This window comes from Pirellula sp. SH-Sr6A (assembly GCF_001610875.1).
Lineage (GTDB): Bacteria > Planctomycetota > Planctomycetia > Pirellulales > Pirellulaceae > JBKCUI01.
The window spans coordinates 1,356,695-1,383,263 of record NZ_CP011272.1 but is presented as its reverse complement, the minus strand read 5'-3'; the positions used below and the strand labels follow the sequence as shown (position 1 = coordinate 1,383,263).

Below are 26,569 nucleotides of genomic sequence, written 5' to 3'. Positions count from 1 at the left end.
TCTCGCTGCGTAGAGTCTGCGTATAGCAGGTTTTCGCGTATGGTCGGCTTGCTATTTTTTACTTTTCAACCACTTCGGCGGTCTCTCCCGGTCGATGTCTTGAACCAGCTTTGTGAAATAGGAAACGGGATCTTGCGTTGTTCCGTGTGCAGTAGCAAACGCTGTCCAATCCGATTCGGTTACTTGATCGGCAATCGCTTTACCTTTTTCGGTTTGTGACAGCTTGCGCCGCATAACTCTATTCACAATCGCGGCAACCTTCGCGTCGATGTCATTCCTAACTTGTGTGATATTATCATTGAAGTTATCGCAGCTTCCCCCGGCTTCATTCTCCCGCGATGTCGAACAAAACTCTAGCTTGTCCGCCAACGCAACTACTTCGACAATCGCATCGAAAGTCGTACTTGAACCGTCTTTGTAAAAACCTTGTGACAGCTCAACCGATAGCTTCCGGCAACATGCCAAATCGGCTCCGTACTGTTGCAATCCAATCTTCACCACCGCGTTGAGTTCAACAACAATATCCTCCTTGAATTGTCGCCATGCCTTAACGTCTGGATGATCTTTCGCGGCAAGAGGATTACCGGCTTGGTTCATCGCCTGCCAAATCGCATACTCCGAACCGGTTTGGTAGTACTCGATTTCCTTGATGCTTCCGGCAAGCTTCCTCAACCCTTCAACAAACCATGATTGCGAACTCACTTTGCACCGCCTTTCGGCTTTGTGCCAAGCCACTTCCGAACCGCATCGGTAACGGCAATCAACCGTTCGTCCTTCATGTTTTGCCGGTAGTTGGAACTCATGTCATCCCTGCGAACGCAATGTCCCATAATCGCCTGGATTGCTGGCAAGTCGAAGTTATCGATATGGTTCTCTGCGACCGTTTGAAGCGTTCGCCGCAAGTCGTAAAACTTGCACTCAACGCCAGCTTTCGCGGCAACGACTTCGAACGCGTACATTATGTTTTGGCATGTTCGAAACGGCTTCCCGTTCTTGCGATAGATAACGCGTTCGCCATCGACCGGACCGGCTGCAATCGCTTTCTTGATCGCCGCTTGGGTTTCCTTCCAAAGTGGAATCTTTCGTTCGATTCCCGTTTTCGCTCGCGGCCACACTAGCCATCCGTCTTGGATCGCGGATCGCGGCAACAATGCGCATTCAATGTTCGAAAAACCAGCTTGCAAACCAAGCAAGATTGCAACCCGCATGTTCACGTCGGCTGCATCAAGTAGCTTCCAAACCTGAACGCGTGTTAGCGATCGGTCGCCAGCTTCTGCGCGGTGCTTTCGATAAACCTTCGCGGGTGGCTTGTTGAACCCAGGACAATAGGTCGGGGGACGCGATATAAACCCCATATCGAACGCGTAATTGAAAAGCGACCGAACCCCCATGAGATGCTGTCCACGGCTGTTAGGCGATCGATACCGCGTTTTGATCGCATGTAGCAACTTCTCGAAGTGGTCGGGGATAACCTTGTCCAACGGCAACGACTTTGGAATTGTCGCCATCACCATTTGGCAAAGTCGCTTCCAACCCTCGAAAGTCGGCTTTCCAATCTCTCCGGCGTTTAGTTCCGATTCCTTGCTCGCAATGTATTTGTTGCAAAGGTAGAGAATCGTGATTGCTTCCTCATCACCCGATGGAGGCTCCAATCCGGCAAGTAGATAATCCTTCTCGAACAACCAACGCTTTAACGCGTTCTTCCCGTCTGGATCTTCGGAGACTCTCCCGAAGTAGCGATGCTTCCCGAGAACGGTTTTGCACCAGTACCCCCGAGGATGCTTGAAAAGTGGGAAACGGTCCGCCTTTTTTGGTACACTTGTAGCCATGCCAACCCTTTCTGTTGTGCATCGGACCCCGGATCGGTGGAACGGTCGCGGGGTCATATTTTTCGTCGAGAAAAACGTCCTAAAATAGGACTAAATAGCTAGCATTAGTGTATCGGCAAGTGTACTAGCTGGCAAACATGCGGAAAAACGCAGGGAAAACCACTGTTTGGATTTCTACTTGGGATTCGAACAAGAACAAAACATCGGAAACCATCGGTGGAACGATGAGCAATTACGGGTTTACTTCAGCAGGCACCAGTTACGACGACGAGGACCGCTTAACCGGCTTCGCCCGTGCCAGCGGAACGTTTACCCAATCGTGGAGTCTCACCAGTGTGGGTGACTGGAACAGCATCACCACCAATGGCACAGCGCAGAACCGCACCCATGGTCCTACCCACGAACTGCTCACCGCAGGGGGACAGAACGTCACGACGGATGTGAAGGGGAACATTACCCTGCTCCCCACGACGCTCACAACCAGTGGCGTGGCCATGGCAATTGGCTATGACTTCGACAACAAGCTCAAGAGCGCCGATGTGGATAACAACGGCTCGAACGATGTCACGTTCCAGTATGATGCACTGGGCAGACGCGTAGCGCGACAAGGAACCTCCGGCTCCTTCGTCTATGTGCAGCATGACCAGCAGACGATCGCCGATTATGGCTACGGGGATGCTCCTAGCTCTCCAACGCATCGTTATGTGTACGCTAGCTACATCGACGAACCGGTTGTCCGCAAAGCAGCTGGTACCAGTGGAACGATTCACTACCTACACAGAAACCAGCAGTACTCCATCACCGCAGTAACCACTTCCAGTGGCTCCGTAGCGGAACGTTACGCCTACACGGCCTATGGCCAACCAACGATCCTTGATGGTTCAGGCGCGGTTCTCTCGAGTTCCGCGATCAATAATCGCTATACCTACACGGGACGTGAATGGGATGCGACGTTAGGGCTGTATCACTTCCGGGCTAGGTGGATGAGCTCGAAAAGTGGCAGGTTCCTCACCAGAGACCCTATCGGGTTCAGGGGAAAACAAAACCTTCTATATGGCTACGTTGCTGCACAAGTTCAAAGTGCAGTTGATCCCAGTGGACTCCATTCCGCGCTGCCAATTCCAAACCCAACGACACCGACGGTTCCAGTGTCTCCAAGGCCATTTCCACGCATTTACGTTCCTCCTGCGGCACCTAGCGCAGGTTCCACCTGTAGGTTAGTGGCCGGGAGGAGTTGCATTTATATCACAGTGTTCGTAGCGGGTGAACAGTGTGGAGAACTCGCAGCGCCTTACACAACGGTTCCTGTTTGTGTTAAGACCGTGGAATGGATCTGCGACAACGGTGAAGGTGACCCGGTTCCTCCTCGAGGATCCGATGCAGCCCCAGATCCACAACCAGACCCACAACCTGCTCCCGATCCAAAGCCAGATCCACAGCCGAAAAGGACCTGCGAGGATGTATTCGGTCCGTCCGTGCCGATATGCCCTGCGGGCGGTATCACTTCCAATAGGACCGAAGCATGTAGGATATGCAACGGGGGCGCGAATTGGTTTCCGGACAACGGCCGACCGAGCCAACGCGAGTATTTTTTCCCAGGCGCAAAACACTACAATTGCAGAATGAGTGGTTCGAAAAAGATCGGATGGGGACTTGTTTGCGGTCAATGTTGTGACGATTCTTCTGGAATGCCAGTCGTGAAGGAGATGTGTACTTGCCAATTTAAAGGAAACTAAACCACTTGATTGAACTACATAAAGACCCATTAGCTACTTGGCTACTCGATTCCGTAATTGAGTATGCAATCGATTTGGATGTTCTTGTAAGTTCTCCCGAGGAATTTGAACACCTTACAAACCTACCGGCTTATTCAGCCGAAATCGATCCAAGTGACGTTAGGAGAAAGATTGTTGATCTCAAGAGGTTGGGATTGATTGAAGTTACGCAAGAAGGTGTATCGGTCACCTCCATTGGGGCGAGCTTATGGGAAGATTTCCGCAGACCGAATTGGCAAAGTTTTTTTTGCTTCCGAGAAGAGGAAGTTGGTGATTTAAGCAATTGGGTAGTTTCATCATTGACTCAGTATCGAATTCGCGAAGTTGTTGGTTTTTATCTTCTTGTTGATCAAACCGTTTCAGTCTTGGGGGATTGTCCGCCGGTGATTAACCCTATTCGACCTTTCGTCGCAACATATTGGAAGTGCTTTGAAAATGGATGGGAGATAAGTGTTTCGTTTGTGAGAAAACCAAATTGGGGTTCCTGTTGGCTACCTCAGCATGTCATCGACTGGTCGATCCTAGATTGGCGACCCTTCAGCGCTGCAGAACATTCTGGAAAAAAGCGTTCACCAATAAGAACTAAACCAACGCATTAAACGGATCCGCCATTCGGCGCTGCAGAACATTCTGGAAAAACGCGTTCGAGAACTCGGCGCTATTAGTCGAGTTGATGGTGCGGCGCGAGTTTCTCTAAGGGCCACCTCGTGCAATCGATGTGCTTGGACTCACTTCGGTGTTAATAGGTGATCTGTTGGGGTGTTTCTGTGGTTTTGTGAGTTGGTTCGACCTCGATTTTCTATCTCGCGACGGTCAATCAGACATCCATCGAGCTTGTCGCTCGCTTGGTGACAATCGTTTCTTGGTATAAGACGCAGTTGCGCAAGGCTTAGCTTGTGTTGTTTTGGATTGATACAAGTGCTGGTTCGCTGGTTTTTGCTCTGCATAAATCACAGCTTAGAGCGCGATTTTGTGCTAACCTTGCAGCTCTTGCTGTGGCTCGCTTCTCTTTAAGGTCCACCGGAACTTTCGCTCCGTTCCCAAGGTACATCTCGTCGGGTGTCTGCCCTTGAAAAGCAAAATGGGGAACAACCGAGTTGTGCTGCTCCACGTAGAAATCAATGAGCTTGCGAAGCGAATTCGCGCTATCGAGTTCGTTTAAGTACAACCACTGATGCTTTAGCTGACGCCACCAAGCTTCGATCATGCTGTTCGATTCGACAATGTCGACCTGCGCAAGGATACGCTGGATGGTGCCATCAGAAACAAGCTCATTTACAGCGCCATTCACGTTTTCAACGCCCGAATCCATGACAGCAGAGGGTACTGTGTTTTCGGGGAGTCCCTTGGCTGCTTCCTTGAGGAGTTCCGCTGTCGTACCTGTTTCGAAGGTGTCCTTCAATCTCCATGCGAGAATGCGGCGCGAGAAGTTGTCGAGAATTGCGTGAAGGTACACGCGGCTGCCATCGAGCAATCGAACGATGGACGTGTCGACATGCCAATACTCATTTGGCTTCGTCGCTCGTAATCCGATTCGAGGTTTCGTTGGGTAGATGCGTTTGCGAGACCGGATCCAATTTCCATTTTGAATTGCTCGGTACTAAGTCGAGGTGCAAGCGTAGACCTTTCCTAAACGTGAGGCCAATCGTGCAATCGATCCGACGCTGAGATGACGATAGTCTTCAGACTGCACCATACATCGCATTTCGGAGCGTTCCGTCGCAGTCATTTGCCCCGGCAAAGATCTGGGACAAGACGAGACATCATTGAGTCCGCATTCTTGCGAGTTCTTCCAATCGTAGTAGCGCGAAGAAGAGAGTCCAATGCAGGAAAGCAATCTCGGCAATCGAACGAAGAGGCTTGCATGGTCGATGACGCGGAGGAGTTTTTCTTTATCGCTTCCTTGAGGCAATCGTTGATAGGTAAGCGAAAAGCCCGATAGCCGAAGCAAGACAACGCACAGTCGAAGTAAAGCTCGCAATCGTGCTGTGCGCCGCTCGAGAAGGTAGATCCTCTTTTCGAGGCTCTCGACATAATCATCTTTTGCAATCACCGTCACAACCGGTCGAGGTCGAGCCTTCGTCCAGCCATGGATGGTAGATCGCGGCACACCGATTCGTCGTGCGGTCTCCGTTCTTCCGGATTGGAAGACCAACTCCCGCAGACGGTGGTCATACGAGTTCTGTTGGCGTTTAGGTGCGATCAATGCAATGTCCCTTATGATCCCGAAATGGCATTCACCTGGATGCTATATTGAGCGAATGAACGAGCCACCAAAAAAAGATGAGGACGAACGCTTCATGCCGGGTGATGACTCAAGCGAAGTCGTCCAAACGCCTTTCGATCGATTGCTGTCGCGGACGCTGATGCAAAAGGAGTCCGCGCAGGAATTGGTGCGATCCCATCTTCCTCCCGAGTTTGTGGCGCATCTGAAGCCGGAGACGCTAGAGCAAGCCGACACCAGCTTCATCGACGCCAATCTCAAACGGAGGTTTGCCGATCGCTTGTTCAAGGTAGAGATGATCGACGAAACGGCGCGAGAACTGGGGATGGAAAGCCCTCACGTTCATTTGCTTGTGCTGGTAGATCACAAGAGTGCACCCGACAAGCACACCGTTATCCAGATGCTTGGCTACATGGTCCGCATTTGGGAGCACAGCGTGGAAAACAGCTTACCGGTGATTCCCATCATTCCCTGGGTAATCTACAACGGCGTGCGGCCTTGGACGGTGGCCAAGAGCCTCTCCGAGCTCATTCCGATCCCGGAGTCTTGGAAGCGTTATGTGCCGGGAATGGAGATTCCGATTCTCGACGTGAGTCGAATGAAGGATTCGGATATGGCCGGGGAGCCAATTTTGCATATCACGTTTACTCTGTTAAAATACGGAAGAGATGAGGAATTGGCGGCTGTGCTGAGGCAAGTCTTCCGAAGCGTCGCAGGTCAGTTCGAAGGCAACCGGGCATCGACGTTGCTCGACACGATAAGGAAGTATGTTATGTCCGTGAATCCGATCGTAGGCGAAAACGAAGTCCAAGGGATATTTGCAGAATTCTGGCCCGTAAAACCCGAGCCAGGCTCCGTCGCTGACCAATTGCTCACGAAAGGGCGTCAGGAGGGACGACAGGAGGGACGACAGGAGGGACGACAGGAGGGACGACAGGAGGGACGTCAGGAGGGACGTCAGGAGGGACGACAGGAAGGGCGTCAGGAGGGCGAGATTAGATTGATCCGTACTCTCGAGTCCATCCTAGGTGTGGAGTCTGAGGCAACGGACCTTGCTGGTAAGAGCCTTGAGGAACTTCAAGAGATCACAGAGTCCCTCCAGGATCGCATCCACCGGCGTGGCGGCTGACATATTGAGCGGAAGAAGTTCGTTACGGCCTTGTCCATTCCAGAAATCTCTGTTTAACTGTATGTGCGAGATTAAAAAACAGTGTCCGATTGTGAACCGAATTTGAAGAATGGGTTGGAACTCGTTCCGACCGATAGCAATATACCGAACGGGTCTCGAAACCACTTAAGTCCTTTCCATAAAACAACTTACGGCTCTTGCAAAAAGAGAGTATTGTTACGAAGAGGGTTGCGCTCGGGGAGCTCGACAAATTGAAGGATTAGTTACCCTTTGAGATGTCGTTGGCGGGGAAACCCGCCACCAACATGGCCAGCCCAACGGTATTGGTTGACTCTAAGCCGGGCTGGCTTTGTTCCAAGCAGGACCGGCCCCACGGTATTTCTACTTAAAGCGGGCCGGTCCTGTTTTTTTTCCGCCCCTGCCGACGATGTCTCAGAATTTGTCGGTGCCCGAGGATAACGCCATGTCGAGAATGAAGGCCCTTCGGCGCTGCAGAACATTCTGGAAAAAAGCGTTCGAGAACTCGGCGCTATTAGTCGAGTTGATGGTGCGGCGAGAGTTTCTCTGAGGCCCAACTCGTGCAATCGATGAGCTTGGACTCACTTCGGTTAAAACGGGTGATCTGTTGGTGGCTTTCTCCAGCGTTGTGTACTGCTTCTCACTCGATTTTCTGGATTGCGACGGTCTTTTAGACATCCATCGAGCTTGCTGCTCGCTTGGTGACACTCTTTTCTTGGTACAAGACGCAGGTGCGTAAGGCTTAGCTCGTGTTGTTTTGGAGTGATACAAGTGCTGGTTCGCTGGTTTTTGCTCTACATAAATCACAGCTCAGAGCGCGATTGTGCGCTAACCTCGCAGTTCTCGCTGTTGCTCGCTTCTCTTTAAGGTCCACCGGAACATTCGCTCCGGTCCCAAAGTGCATCTCGTCGGGTGTCTGCCCTTGGAAGGCAAAATGGGGCACGACCGAGTTGTGCTGCTCGACGTAAAAGGCAACAAACTTGCGAACCGAATTCGCACTTTCAAGTTCGTTCAAATACAACCACTGGTGCTTCAGCTGACGCCACCAGGCTTCGATCATACTGTTCGATTCCACAATATCGACCTGCGCAAGGATACGTCGGATGGTGCCATCAGAAACAAGCTCATTTACCGAGCCATTCACGTTTTCAACGCCCGAGTCCATAACAGCAGAGGGTACTGTGTTTTCGGGGAGTCCCTTCGCTGCTTCCTTGAGGAGTTCCGCTGTCGTACCTGTTTCAAAGGTGCTATTCAATCTCCATGCGAGAATGCGGCGCGAGAAGTTGTCGAGAATTGCGTGAAGGTACACGCGGCTGCCATCGAGCAATCGAACAATGGTTGTATCGACATGCCAATATTCGTTCGGCTTCGTAGCTCGTAAGCCGATTCGAGGTTTCGGTGGGTAGATGCGTTTGCGAGACCGGATCCAATTTCCATTTTGAATCGCTCGGTACCAAGTCGAGGTACAAGCGTAGACCTTTCCCAGTCGCGAGGCCAACCGAGCGATTGATCCGACGCTGAGATGACGATAGTCTTCAGACTGCACCATCGATCGCATTTCGGAGCGTTCCGTCGCAGTCATTTGCCCTGGCAAAGATCTGGGACAAGACGAGACATCATCGAGTCCACATTCTTGCGCGTTCTTCCAATCGTAGTAGCGTGAAGAAGAGAGTCCAATGCAGGCAAGTAATCTCGGCAATCGAACGAAGAGGCTTGCATGGTCGATGACTCGGAGGAGTTTTTCTTTGTCGCTCCCCTGAGGCAAGCGTTGGTAGGTAAGCGAAAAACCCCATAGCCGAAACAAGACAACGCATAGTCGAAGTAAAGCTCTCAATCGTGCTGTGCGCCGCTCGAGAAGGTAGACCCGCCTTTCGAGGCTCGCGACATAATCATCTTTTGCAACCAGTGTCACGACCGGTCGAGGTCGAGCCTTAGTCCAGCCATGGATGGTAGATCGCGGCACACCGATTCGTTTCGCGGTCTCCGTTCTTCCAGATTGAAAGACCAACTCCCGCAGACGATGGTCATACGAGTTCTGTTGGCGTTTAGGTGCGATCACAGCAGAGGAAGTTGGTGCGACGCTGAGGTCGCACGGAATGGAGTTGAAGAAGACAGCTGTAACTGTCTTTTGAGCTATTTCTTTTCTGTCCATCCTTTACTTGGATGCCAGAGTTTCACAAACAATCTGCCGTGACATGCAGCTTCGGCTGGCGGTATGAACCACACTCAGGGGAGTAGCTCAGTCTTTGTTCCGGCGTTCCCGATTTAATCGAAGCTGCACGAGTTCTTCCTTGAGTGGCTTCCAATATAGTTCGTCTGCACGTCGCTCCATCTCCTCTTCTTGCCTCAGGTACTTTTCGATCTGTCCGAAATCAGTCGGTTCAACCAACGACAACCATGGACGCGATGAAGTCAGCGACATCGCGGATTCGGGAAAGCGTTGCATGAGCTGGCTTAGCATTTCTGGCGTGCGCGACTCTCGCAGCCAGAATTGAACCATCGCGTCATTGTGATCATCTTGATTCTCATCATAGTGAGCCTCGACTAAGCGGCGGATCATGGGCCAGTCTTTATCGCGTTGCGTCTTTTTTGCACAAACGAGATCTTCAATCGCGAGAACCTCATAGGCAGCGCCTGCGATCGGATCTTGGATCGTGGTTCGCCGTTCCCACAGGCGATCAAATGGGTCGCAACCACGTAGTTGGGTCATTACATCGATTCGCAAGCCGTTCACGTCGGAGTGTTTACACCGAAAGTGAACCGCGTGTCCGCGTCGGAGATACTCCGCCTTGAATTCGGGAACCGCTATACATTCTGCCTGCAATTCGGCCAAGGCCGCGTTTAGATTCTTGAAGTTGTCTTCATCGGCCAAAATCACGACATCGCAGTCGCGGCTAAACTCCGCTGCGCCGTACAACACGCATGCCTGACCGCCGATAAGCAGGTGGCGTACTTCGTGGCATGACAGCGTCGAAAGGACTTTGAGAATCGGGTTCGGGATCAAGTGAGCCTCCGGCCTCCAAGTAGAACCGCCAAAGTTTTGTGGATTCCTGCATTCTCTCAAGCGGGGTGAGGCGATACCACTCCTTCCACGAATCCGAGTCAGATCGTGCTTCTTCCAGTCTAAGGAGTCGTTCTTGTTCGGTCACTTGTCAAACTCGACATGGAGATACGGAGAACAATCGTCGGTCACTCCATCTTACCAGGGGGTTTGGATTTTTCCAAGATTGAGGGCGAGGTTGGGGCGCCAGGACTGGCTGGTTCCAGCACAGTGCAGAAACGAGATTGTGCAAGTAGTGGTTATTTCGCAGGGCGAAAAAATGGCTGATTGAATCGATCGCGGAACGTTGATTGGGAAAGTCGATACAGCAGACGTTCCATTGCAAATCGAACGAGAACCAAGTCGAAAGCTTCACTGTTCCTTTTGGAGATGTTCAGTAATCGCGCGCGAACCACGCGGATACGTCTCGCGGTGACTTACTGGTCAAGCTATTGCCTCCAGGTAAGGTCGTATCACGTTTGCCATGCGACCAACCTTGGCGGCCTCCCAGATTTCATCCATGGTGGCCTTGCGTGAACGAAGACAATCTTTGAGAGCCTCTATAGCAACGTCGAGGCCGATCTTATTGCGATACTTGAAGCAGTCCGCAATCGTCTTCGCTGGTGAGTATACCGTAATCGTCACGCCTTCGATCGTTCGATACTGTACTCCGAATCGTTTCGACTCCCCAGAGAATCGCGCCACGCGAATTGGGGGATAGCTCATCTGGGGTTTGCGGTCTTTCGCCCCAATTGCCAACCAAACTTCATGAGGTGACTGCGTTGTCATGTCGTGCATTCGCAGGGCACTTAGCAGGCAGACCGTAGCATGGGGCGAGCGTTTGCGCTTCGGCGCTGCAGAACATTTTTGGAAAAAAGCGTTCGAAAACTCGGCGCTATTAGGCGAGTTGATGGTGCGGCGAGAGTTTCTCTGAGGCCCAGTTCGTGCAATCGATGTGCTTGGACTCACTTCGGTGTAAACGGGCTATTTGTTGGGGTGTTTCTATGGTTTTGTGAGATGGTTCGACCTCGATTTTCTATCTCGCGACAGTCAATCAGTCATCCATCGATTCTTTTCGCTCGCTTGGTTGTCCTCGTTTCTTGGTACAAATCACCGGTGCGCAAGGCTCAGCTCGTTTTGTTTTGGAGTGATATAAGCGCTGGTTCGCTGGTTTTTGCTCTGCATAAATCACAGCTTAGAGCGCTGGCGGGCGAGTTCTCTGTCCGTTGCCCCGGCAGTGGCGAGCAAGAGGGTTGTGTAAACGTTGCGGAAGCTTGCCATCGTCGAAACAGTGGATTTCCTGAGAAAAGCTCGGGCGGGGCAGAATATTTGCACAGGGACGCTAGGCTTTGAGATTAGTTCCCAACTGCCCACATTCAAGTTTAGCGACCGCCGTCACGTCTCTAAAAGCGTGACAATGAAGTTCCCAGTCGCCTGTAGATGTCGCCTGAGTGGCGACCAAGACGTTTGCGATTCCGCAGACCGCGCCTTCGAACGTCGTGTTTCCGTATACCGGTTTCTACCGTCTGAAAAGAATCGGAACAAACAAATCTCTGCTTACCCCGCAATTGCCGTGTTAGCTGCAGCATCTCCAACCATTCAAGCTCCCCATGACGTTTTCGCACGGGGAGCATCGGAATCCTCCTAAGATCAGGTTATGTTAGCCTAATCAGCGGGAATTCCACTTTCTAGAGAGGCAAGACAGGTGTTGTGCCTGGAAGCTTCTCATGTCCTAAGGACCCAAATCGATTTCCGTTTACCGAATGCGATCATGGCGCGACGTATGTTCTTTGCCATTCCGGTCCAGCTGCAGACGAACCTGGAGTTATTCACGCTCCTTCGTTTCCGACATGTCATGTTTGTCAGATGTACGCACCTTGGAACGGAGGAGGTGGCTATGTACTTTTGGGTGATGGCAGCGTACGGTACGTTGCCACAACGATAAATCTTGATACGTGGGCTGCGATGAGCAGTTGTGGCAAGGGGGAGGTGTTTGCTCATGAGGATTAGTAATCGCGGTTCCATTCCATTATGGAGGCATAGTGTATTGCTGGTTATTGCTGCGATACTGCTCGGTGGGTGCAGTCAGCATCCGAAAGCAACCTCAAAAGAATCACTTGAGTTCATCAAGCAGGTTTATACCGCGTGCAACACGAAAAACCAAAAGCGACTCGCTGAATGTGTTGAGCGATTGGCGGAACTTGAGTCGGAAGGCAAGGTCAGTGGTGAAGAAATCACATCCTTCAAGAAGGTCCTTGAGATGGCGGGCGAAGGCGAGTGGGAGTCTGCGCAAACGATGGCATTGAGGTTCGCAAGCGATCAGGTTCGTTAGCTTTCTTCCTCAGAAATGAGTGATTGACTAGCGAGTTGGTTTTCGTATATTGATGTTGTTCAAGGTGATCTTGTTGGATGCCAACAAGGTGAACAGGGAACTCCGGTGCGTCTTCTTCCCGAAGGCAATTCCGGGACGGTCCGGCCGCTGTGTGCCACCCGTGATCTTAACTGATTGCAATCGTTGCTCCTTTCTTTGGAATGAGCCATTGTCCGCCTGACTCAAATCAGGGTTGAAACGGATGAGAAGGCTGTGAGCGAACGATACGGTGGTGAGTCAGAAGACCTACCTTGAGCTAGACGATGTCGTGCCTTCCTGGATTGAGGCAATCGTTGCAGTTGATCGATGCTGTTTGTCTCGTTGGGGTCGACGCCCCAATTGCCTTCTTCATTGATCTTCTGACCCGTTTATTCAAAGCCAGTAACAGCCATTCGTTGGCTAGTCCATTCGCTCAAAAGCCCCCGTGATCTGGTTGCATCAATTTGGTGCGGTCCGGATTCCGCTAGCGACTGCGCGCATGGAATGAAAGGCGTGCCATGATCCAAAAACACAAGACGCTTCTTTTAGCGTCCATCTTCGCAGTCGTTAGCATTCAAAGCGGTAGAGCAAAAGCTGATCTTGTTTTCTCAGGCCCCACTGAGACCACTCACGCGATCGATCCAGCCATTGCAGCCAATGACAGCCGATTTCGGGAGTGGGCAAATTTCATCGATCCAACTCGAACGTCATTCGCGCCCCGAGGCAGTTCGGTCATCAATCAGACAGGTGGATTCAACAGCCTCGGAGACCTAGACGCCACTCAAATCGCTAATGGTCTCTCACCAGGATTTCTAACAGTCACGTTCCCGACCGGAATCAGGAACGGTCTGGGGCACGACTTCGCAGTATTCGAAAACGGCTTTACCTTTGGCACTAACTCGAATGGTATTCCAGGCTTGTTCGCCGAGTTCGCCTACGTCGATGTTTCAACTAACGGCATTGACTTCGCAAGGTTCAGTAGCATCAGTCGAAACACGGGTCCGATCCAAGGGAGCGGAGCATTCGCTGGTTACGACGTCACGAACGTCTACAACCTGGCAGGCAAACATGCTGGAGGTTTCGGTACGCCGTTCGATCTCGCTGAATTGACCTCGCACACCCTGGTGTCTGGCGGTCTGCTCGACTTGAACAACATTCAATATGTCCGACTCTTTGACATACCAGGTAACGGAGCGTTCGTCGACAGCTTAGGCAATCCAATACGCGACAACTGGCTAACAACGGGATCAGGTGGTTTTGATTTCCGATTGGGCACTGGACTTGGCGTTGGAGTTATGAATGTCTCAGCAGTCCCAGAGCCATCGAGTCTAGCATTGCTCACCATTGCGGGCATGGGGGGCTTTGCCTTTCGTAGGCGTCGGCATTCTAGATCACGCGACACGGAAGGCAAAGCTACAGAAAGCGTATAGGGATCGTCATGGAGGGGTCAAATATGGTCCACCAAGTTGCATCGCCTTGCAATCGCCAGTGCCAACTATCGGAGATGGAAGTCTGCGTCGGTTGCGGTAGAGATCGATCGGAGATTGCACTCTGGTCATGCAGCGATGATTCGGTGAAGCAGCAAATTGTTGAGCGAGCTTTGGTCCGGCTTCGCCTTCTATGCTCGCGAGATCGCTCGGATGGCTTCACGCTTGTCGAGCTGCTTGTGACGATCGGCGTTATCGGGGTTCTTGTTGCTCTATTGCTGCCCGCAGTGCAAGCCGCCCGAGAGGCCGCTCGAAAGGTGCCTTGCAAGAATAACCTAAGGCAGGTCGGTATTGCACTTCATAACTATCACGACACGCACAAATCGTTGCCTACTGGATGCGTTGAATGGAGAGCGTGGAACGCTCCTCCGAACCGACGCCAATTCGCATGGTCTGCAATGCTACTGCCTTTTGTGGAGCAACTGAATCTTCATCAGCAGATCAATTGGAATAAGCCATTCGATGCGCCTGAGAACTCAAGCGTAGCCAAAACTGACTTGTCCATCTATTTGTGTCCGACGGAACCAGACCTCACACCCAATAAGGGCCAAATCAGCTACGGCGGCATCTTCGGTGAACTGATTGTTGATCGAGAGCAGGATGACGGGCTCTTTGTTAACGAACGAGCATTCCGTTTTAGCGACGTCATCGACGGTTTGAGCAATACGCTTGCCGTCTCAGAGGACGTTGGTGGACCAGACCGTCAGTGGATCAACGGTCGCAATATCTTTGCGGTCGCTCATGGCATCAACGACCCAACCGCTTGGGTTGGTGATAACGAAATCCGCAGTGCTCACGAAGGTGGCGCGATGTTTCTATTCGCGGATGCTCGAACGTTATTTGTTTCTGAATCAATCGATAAACAACTTCTTGGCAAGCTGATCACACGAGCCAAGCAAGAGGTTGTGGAATTGCCTTAACCATTTTTCCAACTTGGAGTACCAATATGCGTTTAGCCTTTGCAATGATACTCGTTGTGTCCCTGACGCAACTAGGTCGAGCGGACATTGTCGTCGATTTTGAGGGATTTCCGCTCAATGGATCTGGTGTTTTTAATGGCCCCACAAGCAATGCAATTTCCACACCTGGGCCCTTCGGTGGAAATGATCGAAATGGCACGTTCGCCGTCAGCGGTGTTGAATTCTTCAACAGCAACAATGATCTCTATGGCAGTTGGAGGGGTTTCGCAGTTTCCAATCACACTGACACCACGACCCCAGGTTTTTCGAATCAATACAGTTCCTTCGCTGGAACAGGTGCGAACGGCTCGTCTAAGTATGCGGTGGCATATGCCGACGGAGCATTCTTTAACTTGCCGTCCAGCACACTCTTGTCCTCTGTTTCACTGGCCAACACGACCTATGCAGCGTTGTCGATGCAGACCGGAGATAGCTTCGCCAAAAACTTTGGCGGAGTCTCTGGGAACGATCCCGATTTCTTTCGCGTCTCGCTCAGTGGATTCGACGGGCTAAACGGTACGGGCAATTCCATCGGTTCGGTTACGGTCAATCTTGCCGACTTCACTTTTGCGGATAATAGCCAGGATTTCATTCTATCGAATTGGTTAACTGTTGACCTTTCATCAATTGCGAACTCTCGATCTGTGTCATTGTCGTCCGCCTCGTCAGATGTCGGTGCCTTTGGCATTAATACACCGACCTACGTTGCATTCGACAACTTGACCATCACCGCCGTTCCTGAACCGTCGAGCTTTGCATTACTAGGCATCGCTGGAACTGGCATTGCTTTGTGGCGACGACGCCGATGCAAAGCAAATTCGCGAAGATTGTTAGAAGGACCAACGTCATGATTATTTCGAACCGAATTGCGGTCATTGCTACACTGATCGTGTTAGCTGTTCTCAGTCGCCTAATTCCGCATCCACCGAATTTTGCGGCGGTGGGAGCTGTCGGGCTATTTGCGGGCGCATCGCTGGGGAATCGTTGGTTATCGTTATTGATTCCGATTTGCGCCATGATCATTAGCGACGTTGCCATTGGATTTCAGTGGATCTGCATTGTCATTTACCTATCAATGGCTCTGTACGTCGTGGCTGGCTGGTGGGCGGGCCATCAAATCGACGCTAAGCGACTGATAGCCGCTTCGTTGGCGGCTTCGATTGGCTTTTTTGTCATTACGAATTTTGCGTGTTGGCTAACGATGTATGAGAGATCATGGGCCGGCTTTGCAAGCTGCTATGTCGCAGCCGTGCCATTTTTTCAAAACACGTTGTTATCGGATTTCGTGTTTGGTTTGGTTTTATTTGGGGCATTGCGTTTCGCAGAGTGGCGATTACCGGCCTTGCGACCGGTAGTTGCCAGTGAGGTGATCGCATGAGGTTTGTTTGACGTCAATTTAACACAGGAACTAAAGACATGGGTTGGACGGTCGAGAGTGCCGCATTGATGCGGGTCAGGAAGAGAGATGGTCGCGATGCCGAGTTCGACAGACGTCGAATTGAACAGGCAATCGAGAAGGCTTTTCGTTCGGAACTGAATCTGGCGGACGGGCAACCGCTGCCTGCGGATTCTTACCAGGACATCTTAAGCATCGTTGAGCAGGTCATTGAGCTTGCCACTGCACCGGGACGAACCGAGCCACTGCACGTTGAGCAAATTCAAGACATCGTCGAAATCGGTTTGATGCAACGGCAGCACTTCAAAGTGGCGCGCCGCTACATCCTCTATCGTTCCGAACATGCCAAGCTTCGGGCTGTTCGACAGGAAGAGTCAGTCATTGCGGACAGCCGGTCAGAGCCGGTTCAAGTCGTTCCGCAGGTTGAAATTGAGCCCGGCGTCTTTGTTCGTTTTGACGCGGGGCGAATCCGGACGTTCTTGTTGTCTTTGCCTGAGTCCAGAAGGGATGCCATTCGTCTTGAGGAACTCATCGATGAAGTCATCAAGGGATCGTTCTCCGGAATGACCACGAGTGACATCGCCCGCTCGTTGGTTCTTTCCGCGCGCAGCCGTATCGAAGTCGATCCAGCCTACGATCGCTTGGCGGCCGCACTCCAGCGAGCGATCGTTTACCGACAGTCGCTGGGATTCGCTCAGAATCGCGATGACTTTCAAGCGATCTATCGTAACAAGTTTGAACACTACATCATCGAAGGCATTCGGCACGAACGTCTTTCCCCAGACTTGCGAGGATTCGATCTCCAGCGTTTAGCCGACGCACTGCACATCCAGCGCGACAACGAATTTCGCTATCTGGGAATCCAGACGATTTACGATCGCTACTTGCTTCACATTGATGGGCGACGTATCGAAACGCCGCAGTATTTCTGGATGCGAGTCGCGATGGGCTTGGCCCTGGCAGAGCCTGGCGATGTGCAAACCGATCGAGCAATCGAATTCTATGACCTGCTCTCATCATTTCGTTATACCAGTGCAACGCCGACGCTATTCAACTCAGGCACGCGCCATCCGCAGCTTAGCAGTTGCTATTTGACGACAGTCCAAGACGATCTCGCGCACATATTCAAGAGCATCGGCGACAATGCTCAACTCTCCAAGTGGGCGGGTGGATTGGGCAACGATTGGACGAACGTAAGAGCCATTGGTGCTCGCATTCATGGCACCAATGGAGAAAGCCAAGGAGTCATCCCATTCTTGAAGATTGTGAACGACGCGGCCATTGCTGTGAATCAAGGCGGAAAGCGCAAAGGAGCGGTGTGTGCCTACCTAGAACCATGGCATTTGGATTTCGAGGAGTTTTTGGACCTTAGGAAGAACACGGGGGACGATCGCCGTCGAACACACGACATGCATACCGCCGCATGGATTCCCGATCTGTTCATGCAGCGAGTTCGAGAGGGAGGCACGTGGACGCTGTTCTGCCCGAGCGAGGTTCCCGATCTGCATGATCTCTATGGCACCGCGTTCAACACGAGGTATGAACATTACGAATCCCTGGCTGCAACAGGTAAACTTCGACAAAACCGAAAGCTACCAGCAGTTGATCTTTGGCGCAAATTGTTGACGCGATTATTTGAAACAGGGCATCCGTGGGTAACCTTTAAAGACCCCTCAAACCTCCGCTCACCCCAGGATCACGTCGGTGTAGTTCACAGTAGCAATCTGTGCACAGAAATCTTGCTAAATACCAGTGAGCAAGAAACGGCCGTGTGCAATCTCGGTAGCGTCAACTTGGGATTACATCTGCGAGGCGGTGAACTGGATATGACGCTCCTGGAGCGAACTGTAACCACGGCGGTCCGGATGCTCGACAACGTAGTCGATATCAACTATTACCCAACCCCAGAGGCGCGCGAGTCGAATCTCAAACATCGACCTATCGGCCTGGGTGTCATGGGTTTTCAAGATGCACTTCATCGGCTCGGGATTCCATACGCCAGCGAAGCGGCTATGGAGTTTGCAGATCGAAGTATGGAAGCTATCAGCTATTTTGCGATCCTTGCTTCCTCACGCTTGGCTGCTGAGCGAGGTCGATACTCCAGTTACGATGGTTCGAAATGGTCGCGCGGCATACTGCCTCTTGATTCGATGGAACTCGTTGATCAGGCACGTGGCGAACGAGTGGATATTACACGCGGGACGTCGATGGACTGGCAACCTGTCCGAGAATCGATCGCGCAAAATGGTATGCGCAATAGCAACTGCCTGGCAATTGCTCCGACGGCAACCATTTCGACGATTGTTGGCGCATCACAGTCGATCGAACCAACCTACAAGTACCTTTATGCCAAGAGCAACTTGTCAGGTGACTTCACGCAGATCAATGAGCTATTCGTCGACACGCTCAAGCTGCGGGGACTTTGGAGTCCTGAGATACTGGATGACCTCAAATACCATGACGGTACTCTTGCGGAGATAAATTCGATCCCTCCCGATGTGAAAGAGCTCTTTGCGACCGCTTTTGAAGTCGAACCGCATTGGCTGATCGAAGCAGCGGCGCGACGACAGAAATGGATTGATCAGGGGCAATCACTGAATCTCTACTTGGCAAAACCCAATGGTAAGGCGATCGATTCGATGTACCAGCTCGCCTGGCAAAAGGGACTTAAGACGACTTACTATCTTCGCTGTCTAGCTGCCACGCAGGTTGAGAAATCGACGCTGGACGTCAATCGCCACGGAATTCAACCCAAGTGGATGAAGTCCAAGAGCGAGTCAAGTGCGATTCAACTCAATCGTGTTGATGCTCCTGCGTCTACAAAGACTTGCTTGATCGATAATCCAGACTGCGAAGCTTGCCAATAGGCGGCGTGAAGTATGCATTTTTACTCCCGCGGCTTTTACTACAACTGGGTTGCACGAGGCTTCCGAGTCGTCCATCGGCCCGGAGTGTCTCGGGCGTTCGTACGAGATGAACCTCGCGGAGACTTCTTCTATTTGACTGATCTGGGGGGATTCGATCTTCCCGATCAAAACGGACCATTCCAAATCATCCATTTTTCAGCCGACAACGAAGTTCTTGACGGTCCACGCGATTTTGCGAACCGTCTTGAGCTGGCTGCTTGGCTTAGTCAACGTTCAACCATTCCAATTCCAACAGACCCAAGGACTTAACCATATGTCTATAATTACGAATAGCACCAATCAAAACGTGGCATCTCAATCTACTCCTGCTGTCGAAAGATTCAATGCGTCCGAGAAGCGATTGATCAACTGCGGACAGGTCGATGTCAATCAACTCATGCCGCTCAAGTACCACTGGGCCTGGGAACATTACCAGAACGGATGCGCTAATCACTGGATGCCGACCGAAGTTCCCATGACCAAAGACATCGAGATTTGGCGCAGTAATCGGCTGAGCGACGCGGAACGCCACGTCATCATGCGCAACCTGGGGTTCTTTTCTACGGCGGAGAGTCTGGTTGGCAACAACCTGGTACTGGCCATTTTCAAACATATTACCAACGCGGAATGCCGCCAGTATCTGTTGCGTCAAGCATTTGAAGAGGCGGTACACTCGCATACATTCTTGTACGTCGTTGACAGCCTTGGCCTCGACGAAGGTGAGGTCTTCAACATGTATCACGAGGTTCCTTCGATCGCTGCCAAAGATGCCTTCGAAACGGAACTGACGGCTGAAGTACTCGACCCTAACTTTAGTACCGCCAGCGACGAAGGTGCTCAATCGCTACTCAAGAACCTGATCGGTTACTACATCATCATGGAAGGCGTCTTTTTCTACACCGGTTTCGTGATGATGCTCTCGTTTCATCGACGGAATCTGATGACCGGAATCGGCGAGCAGTTTCAATACATTCTTCGCGATGAAACTACGCACCTCAACTTCGGGATTGATCTGATCAATGGCATCAAGAGCGAGAACCCGCATCTGTGGACGCATGATTTCCAGCAGCAGATGATCGCCCGAGTTAAGCAAGCAGTTGAACTTGAACTTCAGTATGCTGCCGACTGCTTGCCAAACGGCATTCTGGGGCTTAACGCGGATTTATTTCGCGACTACGTCCAGTACGTTGCCGACCGAAGACTTGAGCGAATCGGCTTACCGATGCAGTACGGATCGAGCAATCCGTTCCCATGGATGAGTGAGACAATGGACCTCGCCAAAGAGAAGAACTTCTTCGAGACTCGCGTCACAGAATATCAGTCGGCTGGAAGTCTGAACTGGGACTAGTGCTTCGTGAATGATCGAACCCTGCCCGAACTGCTGAAGTGGGATCGAAGCCGTCGAGTTTACGAATATGATATGAAGTAAGAAAAGTCGAATTTACAACGATTTCAAAGTTACTTCATCGAGTGGCAGCGGAAGTGGCAAATCTCGATGCGGAACGGTCTGAGCCAAGAGATTTGAAGGGTGCAAATTATTGAAAGATTCGTGCATTCTTCTCCTCCTTGCTCCCTGTGAGTTTTGACGAGCGTAAACTTAGCGGTCAATTACTCTTTAGTTACCAGCGAGTGATCAGCTAGAAATCAAAGTTTACTCGGAAACCAAAAATATCGGCGTTGCTTTTCGCTGCGTTGCGATCAAGAAAAGCATGCACATAGTTGGTGGTTACATGTAGAAACGGGTTCATGTACCAAGTCGTTCCCACTGTTAAGTCAGTGATCCGACCACCTACAACATTCCCGTCGTTGAGATCCAAGTGGGATAGTCGAGCTGCGACTTCCCATGCACCAGGACCTTCCGCGATCCTGCCTTTACCGCTCGGCACGAAGTTTCTTTTCGGAATGACGCGATCGAACACCGCATTGCTCTTTTTGAAAGGTCGATGTTCACCAGTCAAGAAATAAGACACTTGACCGTAGCAACCTTGCATCAGTGCAGTTGGCCCATTGATGACATTGACAGGAGCCCACATGTACTCGGCTTGCATTGAGAGTGGTCCTTCAACCCAGGCAGACTCTAGTCCAAATAGTTGAAAGTTCTCAGTCGCAATATTACCCGTGTCTACAAAGTTTGGCACGTTATTGACTAATACTGCTCCTACTCTTGCCTCGGGTTGCGATCGAAATCGTGAGACTCGATTATCGGCATCGCGAAAGCTGTATGAGCCACCAAAATGCAACATGCTGAGTGAATCGCAAGAGTCGTCGTACCGTAGAAGACGCGTTGCTCGACCTGTTACTGCATACTCGCCAAAATCTCCGACGTCATCACCGAATCCGTCGCTATTTGTTCTAAACCCACCGATGGCCCAAGTTCCCATTTCGTCCGACATTTCGTTCTGGGCCATAGCGCCTAGATTTCGGGCTGGGGCGAAAGCGGAATCAATTAGAGAACGTTCAAGAAAGACAGTAAAGCGGTTGGGCGTAACACGTTCGAGACTAAACGGTTCAAAAAAGTGGCCAACACGAATTGAGTCGATTCCCTCGACGTCAGTCATCCCTACCCAAACATCCAAAAAGTTGGGTCTGTTTGCCAGAGCCCAATCAAACTCTACTCGATATTGTGCAGGGCCATAGTCGCCGGTCACTCCAATTCTGGCGCGTCGAAACGCTGAGCCATCTTGGATGTCTCCGACCGTAGCGCGATTATCTGCATCCTGGCTGAACCAATAGAAGTCGGGTTGCAATTGAGTCGTGATCTTGGTGGTTGGGAGTTTCGCCGCTTTGTCTTTGCGATCTTTCTCTGCTTTACTTAATTCCGCAACCTGTTTCTTCAGTTTCTCAATCTCTTTTTCGACATCAGGCTGCTTTTCACTCGTTTTCTCTTTGGTCGATAGTTCGGACTGGCCATCGAAAGTCGACGCAGCATAACTTGCGTAGCTCGAGCCCGTTTCCTCGATTGCAAGCGATGTCGGGTCTTGCGCAGACGCAATTCCTCGCATCGCCAGCACTATGCACGCCGCCATCAATCGGAGGTACGATATGTGGTTTTTAGAAACCAACAGAAGTATCTCCTTCAAAATTGTGGGCCAATGAGTTCGTGCGGAGAGTTCTTATTGGACGAAAGACCAAACCGGCTTCTCGGTGTTTTGTCAGTATCGACTACGCCTATTTCGTCCTTTAGACTGTTTTTATCGGTTAAGATAGAATTTCTGGATTCAGCGATCGGGTAATCTTTGAGGAAAGTTCCATGTGTAGAAGTCGGACTAAGGTGCTTATTGTGATCGTGATGTTCGTTTTGCATGGATGTGCTGAGCGGAATCCTACCGAGCCAGCGGCGGGTCAAACCATGGCTCAGCCGGAAGTGAAAAGCACTACTGCCGATGGAATGGCGTCTGAAGCAGATTCTGCTAACCAGTTCAAAACGGAACGAATAACGACGTCGCTCTTGCCGAATGCTTGGCGCATTCATCCAAAAGTAATCTCAGGTGGGTTGCCCGAAGGAGACGCAGCTTTCAGGGAGTTGGCTGGATTGGGCATCAAGACGATCATCAGCGTGGATGGTGCCAAACCAGATGTTTCGTTAGCGCGAGCACATGGACTTCGATACGTACATATGCCACATGGTTACGATGGCATCTCGAATTCGAGGGGAAAGGAACTGGCGAAGGCAGTGCGCGATCTGCCCGGCCCTATTTACGTACACTGCCACCACGGAAAGCATCGTAGTCCAACAGCGGCGGCTGTAGCATGTATCGGAGCTGGACTAATTGCTACCGGCAGCGGAGAGGCGTTCCTAACGCATGCAGGTACCGGCGAGAACTATCGAGGACTTTATGCTTCTGCACGAGAGGCAATCAGATTCGAAAATGCGGAACTCGATAGGCTTGCGATCGAGTTCGAGGAAACAGTGGATGTATCGCATATTGCGGAAGCGATGGTCGAAATTGAGAATCGTTTTGCTAAACTTAAGAAACTTGAGCAACTCAACTGGGATAGAAGCGCAGTGGCAAACTTAGGCCTTGACGCCTCACACGAAGCGCTCCTACTTCGAGAGAGCTATGCGGAGTTGATTCGCGTTCTTGACTTCGCAAATGAACGGGAAGGATTTGAAGATGCGCTTCGAAGCAGTGAAATTGAAGCGAAACAATTAGAGGAATCGCTCACGGATTGGGAAAAGCAGTCAACTCAATTGCCTCCGGATTCCGTGCGCCAAGCGTTCGCGTTGGTTGCGAAATCTTGCGCCTCATGTCACAAGAAGTATCGCGATGTTCCGTTGTCGGAGAAATGAAGCTACTGCCGTGGTCGGCTAGACCAATTTGTGTGGAGGCTGCCAATATAGTGCGTTTCAATTCATGCAGATGGGTCGAAGATCGGGACAAGGTGTGATATGAAATCTTTGCAGATTGGCTTTGAATTCCCAACCTTTCTTATCCTACTGGCGTTGCTACCGGTTTTGTGGTTGGCATCCAAGCGAAGCCTCGCTGGCCTCGGTCGATGGCGTCATATCACTGCACTTTTGGTTCGCTCAATTGTATTGATGCTGCTTGTTTGTGCCATTGCTGGAATCGAATGGATCTCAATTAGTGATCGCCTGAGCGTCTTTTATCTACTAGATCATAGCGACAGTATTTCGGTGCAGGACAAGCAGAATATGCTTCGATTTGCATCCGGCAATGCCTCGCGATTTCAACAAAATCTGATGCACAGCGAGGATCGAGTGGGGATCATTGCATTCGCTCGAGAAGCGGTCGTCGAGCGGCCAGCCATGCAAGATCCTCTACCGAAGTCTGCATACTTGGAAAGCCATCTAGGTCCCACCGACGCGACAGACCTCGAGGCTGCATTGAAACTAGCAAAGGCTTGTTGCCCAGAAGATAGCGCATGTAGATTCATAGTCCTATCCGATGGGAATGAAACAGAAGGCAGTTTAGCTTCTGCTGCGAAGTCTATTACTGAATCTGGGATAGGGATCGATGTTATACCAATCGAACGCGCTGGGGAAAGTGAGGTTCTGGTTGAAAAGATTGATATTCCGGGTTCTGTTCGCCAGGGCCAGCCAGTCGAAGGTCGCGTGGTCCTGCATCGATACAACGCACCCGGTTTAGCTTCTGAGCGTGTCAGTGGTGAGTTACGAGTTACCCGTCGACTGGGAACTCAGAGTGAATTGATTGTTGATATTCCTGTTACATTAGATCAGGAGATCAATGTGTTCCCAATCCCACACAGGATTGATGTGGCCGGCGGTTACACCTACGAAGCAGAATTCATTCCCGACTCATCTGAAGCAGATGGAAATTCGAAGAACAATCGAGTAACGGCCTTTACGTACGCTCGCGGCAAAGGTCGAGTTCTTTTGATCGAAAATGTAGACCGCGTCGGGGAGTATCAGCCGCTGGTGGACGCTCTCCGTAGGGAAGAAATCGAGGTCGAACTGCGAGACTCAAGCCAACTGTTCACTAGTTTAATCGAATTGCAGGGCTACGATTGCGTTGTGCTGGCTGGTATTTCAAGAACGAGCGGCGGCGGTGATGCCAATTTTGCCAGTTTTTCAGATGCACAAATGGAGATGTTGGTGACCAGTGTTCAGCAGTTTGGCACCGGTCTGCTGATGATAGGTGGACCAGAGGCGTTTGGCGCTGGAGGGTGGTCCAATACAAAGCTTGAAGAAGCGATGCCGGTCGATTTCCAAGTAAAAAACTCCAATGTTTCTGCAGTGGGAGCTTTAGCGCTAGTTGTTGACAAGTCCGGATCAATGGCAGGTGAAAAGATGGCCGCCGCCAAGACCGCCGCGCGGGCAGCAGTAGATGCACTTGGACCACTCGACTATGTTGGGTTCTATGCATTCGACGATGGGCTTTCGACGATGGCGGCACTTGGTCGAAAGGCAGATATTGGGCGGGCGTTGCAACTGAGGATTCGTAGCCTGGCTGCAAGCGGGGGTACCAATATGGAACCTGCCGTGTTGCGGGCTTATCGCGATCTTGAAGGATCACTGGCCTCTGTAAAGCATGCGATAATCCTGACAGATGGCATGACCGCCGGGGATCGCTATTCTCAACTAGCGCGAGAGATGTCATCGAAGGGCATTAGCACTACAACTGTGGCGCTGGGAAAAGATTCGAATCTGAGGTTGCTACAAGACATTGCGTCGAACGGCGGCGGTCAGTTCTACTCGGTTTCGAACCTCCGCGTCTTGCCGAAAATTTTCATGCGAGAAGCACGACGGGTAACTAAGCCTTTGGTATTCGAGCCGGTTGGCGGCGTGCAGCCACAACTGATGAGTTCGCATGAAGCTTTGACCGGTTTCACCCAAAAGGGATTTCCGCGACTTAAGGGCTTTGTATTGACTCAACTCAAAGATAGTCCGCTAGTGGAAGTGCCCCTTGTTTCTCCCAAACCTACTGAGTCAGAGAATGCTACGATTTTGGCCACATGGACGTACGGACTTGGACGGACGGCAGTATTTACCAGCGATGTTGGGCCGAGGTGGGCGAATGATTGGCAAGCATGGAATCAATATGACCAGTTCTTTTCTCAAGTGGTTCGCTGGACAATGCGACCATCTCAAGAGAATGAAGGGTTTCATCTTGCAACTCAGGTTCGCGACGGTAAGATTGAAGTCGTTGTACATGGGATCGATCGAGAAGGACGCTTTACGAACTTTCTAGACATGCAAGGGACTGCGGTTGGACCCGATCTAAGAGTAAAGTCATTCGATCTCAAACAGCAAGCTCCCGGTCGCTACACCGGAAGTATCGATGTGTCCGACGCCGGTGCCTACGTATTGAATGTAGTGCCTTCGAAGCGACATGCTCCGCTCATCAGCGGAGTAAGTGTGCCTTACTCTCAAGAGTATCGTGTCACACACGCAAACATTCCTCTTCTTGAGCAAGTAGCTCGCATGCGTCCCGAAGGCGGTGCGCCAGGACAACTGCTTCCACGGCTCAACCAAGATAATCTGAACCTATTGTTAAATCACAATAGCTTTCGTCGCGATTTACGCGTCACGCGGTCGCAACATCAAGCTTGGCCAACCACGCTGCTACTGTGTGCCATCGCATTTTTTGTGGATGTATTTGTACGTCGAGTTGCGATCGACTTAACATCACCTTGGAATTGGCTGCGAACTCGTTTTCGAGGCGAGTTGTCGGCAGCCGATCTTCAGCGTCGTAGTTCTCTCGAGCGATTGTCGAGCACGAAGGCTGAACTGCATCCTCCTTCGAATGCACAGGGCTATGGGAATTTTGCCAGTGAAATGCCTCCGAGCGAGCGATCGGCATCGGAGATTTCACAATTTCCTGGCGACTTCGGAAACGTTACGGCAACTCGGACGCTACCCTCGACTGCCGCTGACGCTCCGAAACTAACGGATGATGATACGTCGTACACAACGAGACTGTTGCTGGCCAAAAAGCAGGCCAAAAGAACTCAAATTTAACGAGATCTGCTGATC

At 51.2% G+C, this 26,569-nt stretch carries 21 protein-coding genes and 1 riboswitch; of the genes, 13 read left to right on the top strand and 8 right to left on the bottom strand.

From position 1 onward, the window contains the following. Positions 1–51: 51 nt before the first annotated feature. Together VN12_RS05315 and VN12_RS05310 are read right to left on the bottom strand one after the other, a co-directional pair. Positions 52–702, bottom strand: coding sequence for a hypothetical protein (locus tag VN12_RS05315; RefSeq protein ID WP_146675848.1), 651 nt, complete (start codon positions 700–702; stop codon positions 52–54). After that, positions 699–1,829: a tyrosine-type recombinase/integrase gene (locus tag VN12_RS05310; protein ID WP_146675847.1), complete on the bottom strand. Its 1,131-nt coding sequence runs from the start codon at positions 1,827–1,829 to the stop codon at positions 699–701. The genes VN12_RS05315 and VN12_RS05310 overlap by 4 nt, the downstream gene beginning before the upstream one ends. A 137-nt stretch (positions 1,830–1,966) precedes the next feature. On the opposite strand from VN12_RS05310, the gene VN12_RS05305 reads away from it, so the two are divergent. Both VN12_RS05305 and VN12_RS05300 read left to right on the top strand, forming a co-directional pair. Further along, positions 1,967–3,565 carry an RHS repeat domain-containing protein gene (locus VN12_RS05305; protein ID WP_146675846.1) on the top strand — a complete coding sequence of 533 codons (1,599 nt, stop codon included), beginning with the start codon at positions 1,967–1,969 and terminating at the stop codon, positions 3,563–3,565. Between the two features lie 5 nt (positions 3,566–3,570). Next, positions 3,571–4,203, top strand: a complete 633-nt coding sequence (locus tag VN12_RS05300) for a hypothetical protein (RefSeq protein WP_146675845.1) — start codon at positions 3,571–3,573, stop codon at positions 4,201–4,203. 290 nt (positions 4,204–4,493) lie between these two features. On the opposite strand, the gene VN12_RS05295 is transcribed toward VN12_RS05300, so the two are convergent. Beyond that, positions 4,494–5,138, bottom strand: a complete 645-nt coding sequence (locus VN12_RS05295) for a DDE-type integrase/transposase/recombinase (RefSeq protein ID WP_256388138.1) — start codon at positions 5,136–5,138, stop codon at positions 4,494–4,496. Between the two features lie 66 nt (positions 5,139–5,204). Beyond that, positions 5,205–5,810 (bottom strand): hypothetical protein, encoded by a 606-nt coding sequence (locus tag VN12_RS05290; RefSeq protein ID WP_168164231.1) that lies wholly within the window; start codon positions 5,808–5,810, stop codon positions 5,205–5,207. A gap of 55 nt (positions 5,811–5,865) precedes the next feature. On the opposite strand from VN12_RS05290, the gene VN12_RS05285 reads away from it, so the two are divergent. Then, positions 5,866–6,957: an Rpn family recombination-promoting nuclease/putative transposase gene (locus tag VN12_RS05285; protein ID WP_168164230.1), complete on the top strand. Its 1,092-nt coding sequence runs from the start codon at positions 5,866–5,868 to the stop codon at positions 6,955–6,957. A 760-nt stretch (positions 6,958–7,717) separates the two neighbouring features. On the opposite strand, the gene VN12_RS05280 is transcribed toward VN12_RS05285, so the two are convergent. The 3 genes from VN12_RS05280 to VN12_RS05265 all read right to left on the bottom strand — a co-directional run bounded on the left by VN12_RS05280 (position 7,718) and on the right by VN12_RS05265 (position 10,804). Next, positions 7,718–9,127: a DDE-type integrase/transposase/recombinase gene (locus VN12_RS05280; protein WP_146675841.1), complete on the bottom strand. Its 1,410-nt coding sequence runs from the start codon at positions 9,125–9,127 to the stop codon at positions 7,718–7,720. An 87-nt stretch (positions 9,128–9,214) separates the two neighbouring features. Continuing rightward, positions 9,215–9,979 (bottom strand): hypothetical protein, encoded by a 765-nt coding sequence (locus tag VN12_RS05275; RefSeq protein WP_146675840.1) that lies wholly within the window; start codon positions 9,977–9,979, stop codon positions 9,215–9,217. A 480-nt stretch (positions 9,980–10,459) separates the two neighbouring features. Beyond that, the gene (locus VN12_RS05265; RefSeq protein ID WP_205855197.1) at positions 10,460–10,804 is read right to left on the bottom strand and encodes a hypothetical protein; all 345 of its coding nucleotides are present in this window, start codon (positions 10,802–10,804) and stop codon (positions 10,460–10,462) included. Between the two features lie 1,077 nt (positions 10,805–11,881). Between VN12_RS05265 and VN12_RS26765 the strand changes: the two genes are divergently transcribed. The 8 genes from VN12_RS26765 to VN12_RS05225 all read left to right on the top strand — a co-directional run bounded on the left by VN12_RS26765 (position 11,882) and on the right by VN12_RS05225 (position 20,461). Then, positions 11,882–12,025 carry an H-X9-DG-CTERM domain-containing protein gene (locus VN12_RS26765; RefSeq protein ID WP_409994270.1) on the top strand — a complete coding sequence of 48 codons (144 nt, stop codon included), beginning with the start codon at positions 11,882–11,884 and terminating at the stop codon, positions 12,023–12,025. After that, complete coding sequence (locus tag VN12_RS05260; protein ID WP_146675839.1) at positions 12,015–12,347, top strand: hypothetical protein; 333 nt, start codon at positions 12,015–12,017, stop codon at positions 12,345–12,347. Before VN12_RS26765 ends, VN12_RS05260 begins: the two co-directional genes overlap by 11 nt. Positions 12,348–12,392: 45 nt before the next feature. Beyond that, positions 12,393–12,655: riboswitch (cobalamin riboswitch) on the top strand. A 228-nt stretch (positions 12,656–12,883) separates the two neighbouring features. Beyond that, a complete protein-coding gene (locus VN12_RS05255; RefSeq protein WP_146675838.1) occupies positions 12,884–13,795 on the top strand; it encodes a PEP-CTERM sorting domain-containing protein in 912 nt (303 codons plus the stop codon). A 23-nt stretch (positions 13,796–13,818) separates the two neighbouring features. Further along, entirely contained in the window at positions 13,819–14,772 is a 954-nt protein-coding gene (locus VN12_RS05250; RefSeq protein ID WP_240491328.1) for a DUF1559 domain-containing protein, read from the top strand. A gap of 26 nt (positions 14,773–14,798) precedes the next feature. After that, positions 14,799–15,662: a DUF4465 domain-containing protein gene (locus VN12_RS05245; RefSeq protein WP_146679797.1), complete on the top strand. Its 864-nt coding sequence runs from the start codon at positions 14,799–14,801 to the stop codon at positions 15,660–15,662. Next, on the top strand, positions 15,659–16,189 hold the full coding sequence (locus VN12_RS05240; protein ID WP_146675837.1) for a DUF6580 family putative transport protein: 531 nt from the start codon (positions 15,659–15,661) through the stop codon (positions 16,187–16,189). Before VN12_RS05245 ends, VN12_RS05240 begins: the two co-directional genes overlap by 4 nt. A gap of 38 nt (positions 16,190–16,227) precedes the next feature. After that, positions 16,228–19,074, top strand: a complete 2,847-nt coding sequence (locus VN12_RS05235) for a ribonucleoside-diphosphate reductase subunit alpha (protein WP_146675836.1) — start codon at positions 16,228–16,230, stop codon at positions 19,072–19,074. Between the two features lie 313 nt (positions 19,075–19,387). After that, entirely contained in the window at positions 19,388–20,461 is a 1,074-nt protein-coding gene (locus VN12_RS05225) for a ribonucleotide-diphosphate reductase subunit beta (RefSeq protein ID WP_146675834.1), read from the top strand. A 289-nt stretch (positions 20,462–20,750) separates the two neighbouring features. On the opposite strand, the gene VN12_RS05220 is transcribed toward VN12_RS05225, so the two are convergent. Continuing rightward, positions 20,751–22,175 carry an OprO/OprP family phosphate-selective porin gene (locus tag VN12_RS05220; RefSeq protein WP_146675833.1) on the bottom strand — a complete coding sequence of 475 codons (1,425 nt, stop codon included), beginning with the start codon at positions 22,173–22,175 and terminating at the stop codon, positions 20,751–20,753. A gap of 188 nt (positions 22,176–22,363) precedes the next feature. Here VN12_RS05220 and VN12_RS05215 point away from each other — a divergent pair, with 188 nt between their 5' ends. Continuing rightward, the gene (locus tag VN12_RS05215) at positions 22,364–23,404 is read left to right on the top strand and encodes a cytochrome c (protein ID WP_146675832.1); all 1,041 of its coding nucleotides are present in this window, start codon (positions 22,364–22,366) and stop codon (positions 23,402–23,404) included. A gap of 99 nt (positions 23,405–23,503) precedes the next feature. Further along, the gene (locus tag VN12_RS05210) at positions 23,504–26,554 is read left to right on the top strand and encodes a VWA domain-containing protein (protein ID WP_146675831.1); all 3,051 of its coding nucleotides are present in this window, start codon (positions 23,504–23,506) and stop codon (positions 26,552–26,554) included. The last annotated feature ends 15 nt before the right edge of the window (positions 26,555–26,569 follow it).